This window comes from Streptomyces sp. NPDC102278 (genome assembly GCF_044766345.1).
GTDB lineage: Bacteria > Actinomycetota > Actinomycetes > Streptomycetales > Streptomycetaceae > Streptomyces.
The window spans coordinates 1-8099 of sequence record NZ_JBIWLV010000042.1 but is presented as its reverse complement, the minus strand read 5'-3'; the positions used below and the strand labels follow the sequence as shown (position 1 = coordinate 8099).

The following is an 8099-nucleotide window of genomic DNA, read 5'->3' as shown; positions in this document are numbered from 1 at the left end:
GACAGGACTTGAAGGCCCGGGGGGAAGTCCTCGACCGCGTAGGGCATGGAGTCATCCCCGGCCGTGTCCGCGGACTGGGTGGCGTAGGCGCTCGCACCTACACCCATGAAGGCGAGGGCGACGAGGGCAACGAGGGTTCTGCGGGCGCGGTGGATCACACGCACTCCTTGAAGCAGGCGGCTGGTGAAGGGGGGAAAGGGGTGCGACCCGGCCCGCCCCCTGCAGAGGGGGCGGGCCGGGTCGCATCATGCGGCGTTTTCTACCTCCCACGTTGACCTTGATGCGCTGTCGCGGGGGAGCGGGGCTTTGATCGCGACCGCGGGCACGACCACCAGGTTTCGGCGGTCGGGGCCTGCGGCGTCGCGGCCGGGGTGGGTCAGGCGCCTAGGCCGCCGGGGATCTCGACCCAGTTCGCGCCCCACGAGCCGTTGCCGAGGTTGGCGTCGATCGTGTACACGAGACCGTCGGTGCCGATGCCGTAGACGTGCAGTCCGTTCGCGGCCACCGTGCTGGTGAGGGAGGCGAGCTGGCGGTTGCCGCCGCGTCGGGTCCAGGTGTCCCACTGGCCGGTGTTGTAGTCGCCGCGGTTGGTGTAGAGCGCCTTGTCCGAGCCGGTGATGGCCAAGTGGACGGTGTTCCCGTTGGCGGTGGCGGCGATGTTCGTCGCGCCGCCGGCGCCGCCGGGGACCTCGACCCAGTTGGACCACTTGCTCGTGGTGTAGTTGGCGTCCTTGCTGTAGACCTTGCCACCGGCGATGCCGTAGATGTGGACCACGTTGTTGGCGGCCACGCTCGTCAGCGCGGTCAGACCCTCGCCGTCCAGCCTCGTCCACGGGCTCCACTGCCCGTTGTCGTAGTTGGCGTCCACGTTGTACAGGGTGCCATCGGAGCCGATGATGTTGAGGTGCAGCGTGCTGCCGATGGCGGTGGCGGTCAGGTCCTTCGCCCCCTCGGCACCGCCGGGAACCTCGTTCCACGCCGTCCACTGACCGGTCGTGGGATTGAAGTCCTTACCGAACACCTTGCCCTGCGCACCGATGCCGAAGAGTCGCACACCGCCCAGGATGTTGACGCTGGTCACGGAGGTCATGCCCTCGGCGTCGCTGTACTTCCAGCTCTGGTTCCACTGACCGGCACCGTAGTTTCCGACGGTGTTGTAGAGCGCGCCGTGGGTGCCGATGAGGCTGACATGCGCGGTGGAGCCGACCGCCGAAGCGGTGATCTGCTGGCCGCCGGCCACGCTGGCCGCAGGCTTGGTGGTCTGGCGGATCCAGGTGCCGAGGTCATCGACGCGGGTGGTGTAAGCGCCGCTCTTGTCCGCGGTGGCGCCATCCAAGCACGCGTTTTGCCAGGAGCGGCTGATGATGGCGCTGAGGGCGGGCTTGCCGTTCTCGGTGCGCAGGGTGGGGGCCCCGGCATCGCCCTTGCACAGGGTGGCGTCTGTGGGTGTTTTGGCTGTGATGTCGAAGCCTGCCGAGGCTATGGCCCCGGTGGTGTAGATCGCTGAGTGCAGCTTCGCGGGGGCCCACTCCTCAGCCGTGCGGCCGTAACCGGCGACAGTGAAGTCCGTGCCCGCCGCCGGTGCGATGGTCGACAGTGCCACAGGCGCAATACCGGTGGCGGGCACGGCCAGGCGAGCCAAGGTCAGGTCGCGGTCGGTGTGTGGGACGAGTTCGACGATGTCACTCGTGTGCCCGCCGGTGGACGTCAGATCAGCCCGTCCGAGGGTCAGGATCGTCCTGCTTTTCGGCGCGCCGCCCGTGACGTTGATGTTTTCGGCGGGCTTGTCGGCGAAGCAGCTCTTGGCGGTGACCACCCAGCGAGGGTCGATCAGTACAGCCGTGCATGCCCGGGTGTCGCCGATCTGGAGTTTGCCCGCGAACGCTGTGGCGTTGTTCTCTGCCGGCTGCTCTCCGGCCGGACTGCTGGACCCGGTGATCCGCATGTCGAGCAGAACGGCGCGGTTCGGGTCGGCCGGGTCGGCCTCGCCGAACCCGTAGGAGGAGTCCTCGGGTACGTCGAACGTCTGGGTTGCGCTCTTGATGGAGACGCTGGCTTTCAGGGTCCGGTCGATGGTCTCGATCCGGAAGGCTCGCGGGATGTTGACCGACAGGTAGCCCGTGTTGAGGGCCTTGAAGCAGATCCTGGACTCGTTGGTCTTCAGGTCACGAGCCCAGACCTTGATCTGGTAGGGGCGCGTGCACGAGGTGTAGGCGATGTTGCCGTCACCTGCGATCAGCTCGGCGCCGGTGGCACCGAGTATGTTGCTGCGGTAGGGGTACGTGCCGTCTTCGACAGCGTAGGGGGCCCCGGAGTTGGCCGGGGGTTCCCCGGCCGCCGCGGCGAGCGGGGAGGGCGTCCCCATGGCGACAGCTGTGGCCACAGCAGTAACGGGCAGCCATCTGCGTATACGCACTGGTGTTCTTCTGCTTTCAAGAAAGAACCCCCCGGCGGGTGCTGGAGAGTTCGACGTGGAGAGGAGACCGTGCCGCGACGGTGCGGTTGGTCATGATCGCCTGGGGAGGCCGTCGGTCAATATAGCGACAACGCTGCCGAGCGGCGCCATCGGGCCATTTGCTAGAGCGGCCGCGTAACGCGTGGTGTAACGATGAGATAAAGGCTGACCGTTCACCTACAACCGTTCCGTTGCTGAGTGGATCATCGCTACTGATCAACAAGGCCAACCCGGGCTCAGAGCCCGGCCGGGGCCTGCCGCCTTCGGCCTGGGGAAGCCGAATCACAGAAGGCCGCAGGCCCTGTCAGCGTGCGCCACAGGCAACGACGCCACGTCCCATACCCGGATACCGGCGCACGCTCCATGGCACCACGAAGCGTCGAAGGAACATCCGTGTATCTGCAACAGGGCCGTTGGCCCCGGGGGAGAGGCTTCCAGGTGGTGGCGAAGTCTGCCTCTGGCCTGCTCCCCCTGGCCCTCGTGGCCACTCTCATATCGGCGACACCAGCAGCCGCCGACGATCCCGTGCCCTCATTTTCGGACCGGGCGCAAGTACTGCAGTACTACAAGTCCGGAGGGCTGGCCGTTAAGGCCGCCGCCGCCGCCGCCCTCACTGGCAGCGACGAGCAGGTCCGCCAGTACCTGAACAGTGGTCAGAAGCTCGCGGAGGAACTGGACCTGCGCGAGGCTGCCCTGACGCTTGTCACCGATGCCGGAGCCGGCGTCAGCGAAGCCGCATCCAACGCACTCAAGGGCACACCGCAAGAACTCGCGGCCTTCATGAAGGACGGCTGGAAGCGGCCACTGGAGGATGACCAGCGCGTGGCCACGGCGCGCGCTACGGCCACCGGCGGAAGCGGCGTCCGCGAGGCGGGTGACGCCGCGATGAACGGAACCATCGACGACGTCAAGGCCTTCCTGATGGAGGGCCAGTACAAGAAGCGTGACGAGGACGCCCGCGTACGCGTCGCCCAGATCGAGGCAGCGGGAGGGCCCGCCACCAAGCGGGCCGCCGGCGCCGCCTTGAACGGGAGCATCGACGAGGTACGCGACTTCCTCGCCTACGGACAGCACATCACCCGCGCCCAAGACCAGGAGTTCGCGAGCGTCAGCGACTTGGTGCAGCAGAGCGCCGACGCGGCCGCCGCCGCCGAGAAGGCCAGGCTGAGCGCCGAAGAGCAGGTGGAGAAGGCCAGGAACGGGGCCGCGCTCGCCAAGAAGGAAGCTGCGACCGCCGCAGCGGAGACGCTTGCGGCCAAGAACGACGCGGTCAAGGCACAGGATGCCGCCCGCCGGGCGGCCGAGGCCACTCGACGTGCCGCCGCGGCGGCCAAGGCCGCGATATCCGCTGCCCGGGCAGCCAACGCCGCAGCACAGACCGCCGCGGCGGCTGCCGCCGGCGCGTCTATCGCGGCACAGCGCGCGTCCCAGGCTGCCGGCAACGCGTGGAGCGCCGCGGCCTCGGGGAAGGTCAATGAGAAGGCGGCGGCTGACGCGTTGGCAGCCGCCGAGGCCGCCGAGAAGGTCGCCGGCTCGCTGAAGGCGGTCCTGAAGACCGCCATCGCGGCGAGCGAATCGCTCACGGCAGCCTTGTCGGCCTACGACGACATGAGGTCCGCCGCGGCCAGCTCGGACGAGGCCGCAGGCTATGAGGCGCAAGCAGGCGCCCATGCAGGACAAGCCAAGGCTTCGGCGGCATCAGCTCGTCGGCACGCGGACGAGGCACGGCGTGCCGCTTCTGCCGCCCAGGCCTTTGCGGCAGAAGCCGTACGGGCAGCCAACCAGGCATACGATGCGGCTGTTTCGGCAGCGGCACACGCTCGCAAGGCCGCCGAAGCCGCCCGCAAGGCCGCACAACACGCCGGCGACGCCCAAGCCGCCGCCAATCAGGCAAAGGTCAACGCGGACGAGGCCCTCAAGGCCGCCGAGGCGGCCACCACCGCGGTCGGTAGAGCACAGGAAATCCAGACAGCCACACGCAAGGGCGAGGCGGACGAAATCGCCACCCGTACCACCTTGCTGGTCAACGAGGCCCGTGACACCAAGGACACCACCGACGCCGCGAAAACCGAAATCGAGCGCCTCAAGCAGGAGGCAGCCAAGCTGCAGACGGACTTCGACACACTCGCTGCCGAGGCCGCCAAGCCCGAAGCACAGGCCGGACAGATCGCCGTGGCCGGCCGGAAGATGGCGCTGACGGCCCTGCAGATCCGAGGCCCCTGGAGCCGTGCCGCAGCCGAGGTCGCGCTCGGCGGGAACGACGAAGCCGTCGTCGCCTACGCCCGCACCGCATGGAGGCAGGCCGCGGAAGAAGACGAACGCGAAGCGGTCAACGTCCTCGCGAGCCAGTCCCCCCACGAGGTCGTCCGCACGGCCGCGACCAACACGCTCCAAGGCACGCCCAGTCAGGTCCACACCTTCCTCATCACCGGTCAGTACCAGACAGCGGCGCCCGATAACCGTATCGAGGTTTCCCGCATCAGCCAGGCCGGAGGAACAGGAGTCAAGGAGGCCGCCCAAGCGGCCCTCGACAACCCCGACCCCAAGGCCCTCGACCTCTTCCTGAGCTGGAAGCAGCACCAGGCCCGAATCGAGGACTACCGCGTCGAGGGAGCGAGGCTGGCGCAGGGAGGAGGCCCGGAAGTCAAGGCAGCCGCCGAAGCGGCCCTCGCCAGCGCCGACACCAACTTGATCAGGTTCATCGAATCGGGCCAACACAAGGCCAAGCGACGCGATCAGCTCAACGCCGCCCACGTAGAGCAGATCCAGAGCATGATCGCCACGGCCAGCGCGAACGCCGCCCGCGCCTACGAATCCGCCTACGGGGCTGCCCAAGCCGCCGCGACAGCCCAGGGCCACGCCGACCAAGCCTCCGGCCACGCCCGGAAGGCCGCCGAATACGCCAACCAAGCTGCTGGCCACGCCACCAAGGCCAAGCAAGCAGCCGACCGCGCGAACACCTCGGCCAACGCGGCATCCGCCTCCGCCGCAACCGCACGCAAAGCAGCGAACCAGGCAGAAACAAGCGCCCGCAATGCAGCGCGATCCGCCACAGCCGCCCAGGCAAGCTATGTCGCCGCGCAGGGTTACGCCGCAAGCGCCTTCCAAGCTGCCGAACAGGCACGCCAGTCGGCCACCAATGCCGGCCAGAGCGCGCTTCAGGCCTACGCGGTCCACCGCAGCACAGTGGTGCGATACCAGACGGAGCGCTACACCGCGACAGAACAAGGGCGTCTGGAGCAAGAGGCAGCTGCGCACCAAGTATCTCTCGAATCTCTTGAGTCCGAGTCGGGCCCGGGCTCGCTGGAACTCTATTACCTGCTCCAGGCTCTCGTGGGTAATGATCCTCCTCCCGGCATGAGCACGAAGGACTGGATCCATCTAAAGCTGGACGAACTCGGACTGCTCCCCGTTGTAGGGGAGCCCGCCGACGCAATCAACTGCATCGCATACTCAGTGGAGTCCAACCTTGCAAATAAGTATGGAATAGGCGACAAGGATGCGTGGAAGGACGCTCTCCTTTCGTGTGCCTCGATGCTTCCGATCGCCGGTTGGCTCGCTGCTCCGTTCAAGAGCATGCGGTGGGCCAACAAGTTCGGCACCAGTGTTGGTGCAGTTTTCGAGGCGATGGGCAAGATCTTCAAGAAGAATCCTTGCAACAGTTTTCCCGCAGGGACGTTGGTTCTCCTGGGTGACGGCTCCAAGGTACCCATAGAGCGGGTTCGCATCGGTGATCTGGTGCAGGCAAGCGATCCCGTATCCGGACGTAACGGGCCACGATCAGTGCAGGCGACCATCTACACACCTGATGATCGCGACTTCACGGACCTCACGTTGGCTGAAAGTGCCGGTGGCGGAGTCGTCACGGCAACTGACAACCACCCCTTCTGGTCAGGCAAATCGAAGCAGTGGACGGACGCGGCTGACCTGAACCCTGGGGACACACTCCGAACGATCGCCGGCCAAAATGCGCGAATAGATCAGGTGCGCCACTGGAAGACCAGGCAGCCCGCGTACAACCTGAGTGTCAACGACCTCAACACGTACTATGTATTCGCGGGCCCCACGCCGGTGCTGGTGCACAACACGAGCTGCCCCGTTTTGTCCAATTCGGCCCGCGCATACATTCAGAGGAAGCACTCGGTGAATGGCTCGGCCAGGACTTCCGACAAGACCTACTGGACTATCCCGGATGCAGAGTGGAACAGGGCGATCAATATCGTCCTAGATGCGGACCCGCACGGAATGGCCAACACTGCGGGCCGGACCGGGACGATTCACAGGGCGCCGATGCCTGATGACATAGGTAATGGTGGATGGGTCGGGAAGTCCGGAGCGGATAATCATGAGTATGAACTCGATTGGGTAGAGGTGATCAAGAATCCGGACGGTAGTATCCGTAACGCCTACCCGTGGGAGCCGGGGTTGCCGAGTGCAGCGGAGTGATGGAAATGGTCAGTATTTCGTACTCGGTTGATAGGCGGTCTGGCGAGGAGTTCAAGCTGGCCGAGATGGATATTCTGAACTCCGAAGAATGGACGGTGCGTGAGCGATGGTTCAATGGTTCGATGGATTTGCGTTTCAGTGATGCATCCTTCGAGTATTCCGACACGCCGCTACTGGACTGTGCACTAGCTCTCAGATATGCGGTTAATATCCTGGCGGCTGATTCTGCTGCTTCGGTTGACTTGAACGGCGGACCTCAGATTCAATTGACGCTTGACGGCGCTAGAGTGACGGTTCGTGCTGCCCATAATGAAATTGTGGCCGAATGTAACTTTGTCGATCTTGTGCGCGCGGCGAGTGTGTTCTTTCGTGACCTGGTCAACGAAATAACCCGCATTCGCCCGGAGTTCATCGTCAATCAGACCGTAGAGGCGGCGTACCGAGAGGCAGGAGTCCGGCAACTAGGGCGGGAGCAATTCTTGCGCCATTCGCATGCCATCCGCCTTCGCCATAAGCTGAAATCTGTCAACTAGCAATTTCACGTGCTCAGTCCCTGCCTAATTCCAGGGCGGGGGCTGAGTTGACGGATAGGTGCTCCACCACCGACAGTGCGTTAACGCCCCCAGGTGAAGGGTGGCTCGGCCAAGCCGTGGGAAGTCGACGACGAGCTGTGGGCGGTCATCGAGCCCCTGCCCCGAAGGTCGAGCGGCCGACTCGTCATGCCGCGGGTCCCCCTTCCGGGTTCGCGGCGGGCTTCGGAGTTCGCTCACCGGTTGAGCCGAGTCCTGCGTGTATCGGGCCAGCCAGCCGTCAGGTCGGCGAGTGGTCACCAGAGCTGGTGGACGGATTCGCAGGGAGCTGCGGTTTCTGCCTGTCCGTGCGAAGAATCGTGCAGAACAGCTGTTACGGAACTTGCTGCTCCGGTTGGGTGGCGGGCGGGGCAACCGCGCCGACACCGCCACCCTGCGCGACGACCGCAACCGCACCGTCGACACCGAGTCCTGGGGCCGCCGCCGCTACTGAGGATTGCGGGTTGTCGTCGGGTGGTGACGGTTCATGATCCCTGCGCTATGCCGGTGGTATGCGTTATCCGCGCGCCCGGGCCGGTGGGTGGGGGTCTGACCGCTGAGCGTCGGGCGTTTCGTGAGGGGATCCGGCTACAGGCCGGCGAGCGGTTCGCGGCGGGTGAGAAGACCGC

The 8099-nt window shown here is 65.8% G+C and carries 3 protein-coding genes; 2 read left to right on the top strand and 1 reads right to left on the bottom strand.

All coding sequences use genetic code 11. The features are described from left to right. Nucleotides 1–376: 376 nt before the first annotated feature. Nucleotides 377–2416 carry a trypsin-like serine protease gene (locus tag ACIRO3_RS36815; RefSeq protein WP_404144125.1) on the bottom strand — a complete coding sequence of 680 codons (2040 nt, stop codon included), beginning with the start codon at nt 2414–2416 and terminating at the stop codon, nt 377–379. 432 nt (nt 2417–2848) lie between these two features. Between ACIRO3_RS36815 and ACIRO3_RS36810 the strand changes: the two genes are divergently transcribed. Continuing rightward, nucleotides 2849–6901 (top strand): polymorphic toxin-type HINT domain-containing protein, encoded by a 4053-nt coding sequence (locus tag ACIRO3_RS36810; RefSeq protein WP_404144123.1) that lies wholly within the window; start codon nt 2849–2851, stop codon nt 6899–6901. Nucleotides 6902–6966: 65 nt separating this feature from the next. Further along, a complete protein-coding gene (locus tag ACIRO3_RS36805) occupies nt 6967–7434 on the top strand; it encodes a hypothetical protein (protein WP_404144121.1) in 468 nt (155 codons plus the stop codon). Nucleotides 7435–8099 lie beyond the last annotated feature (665 nt).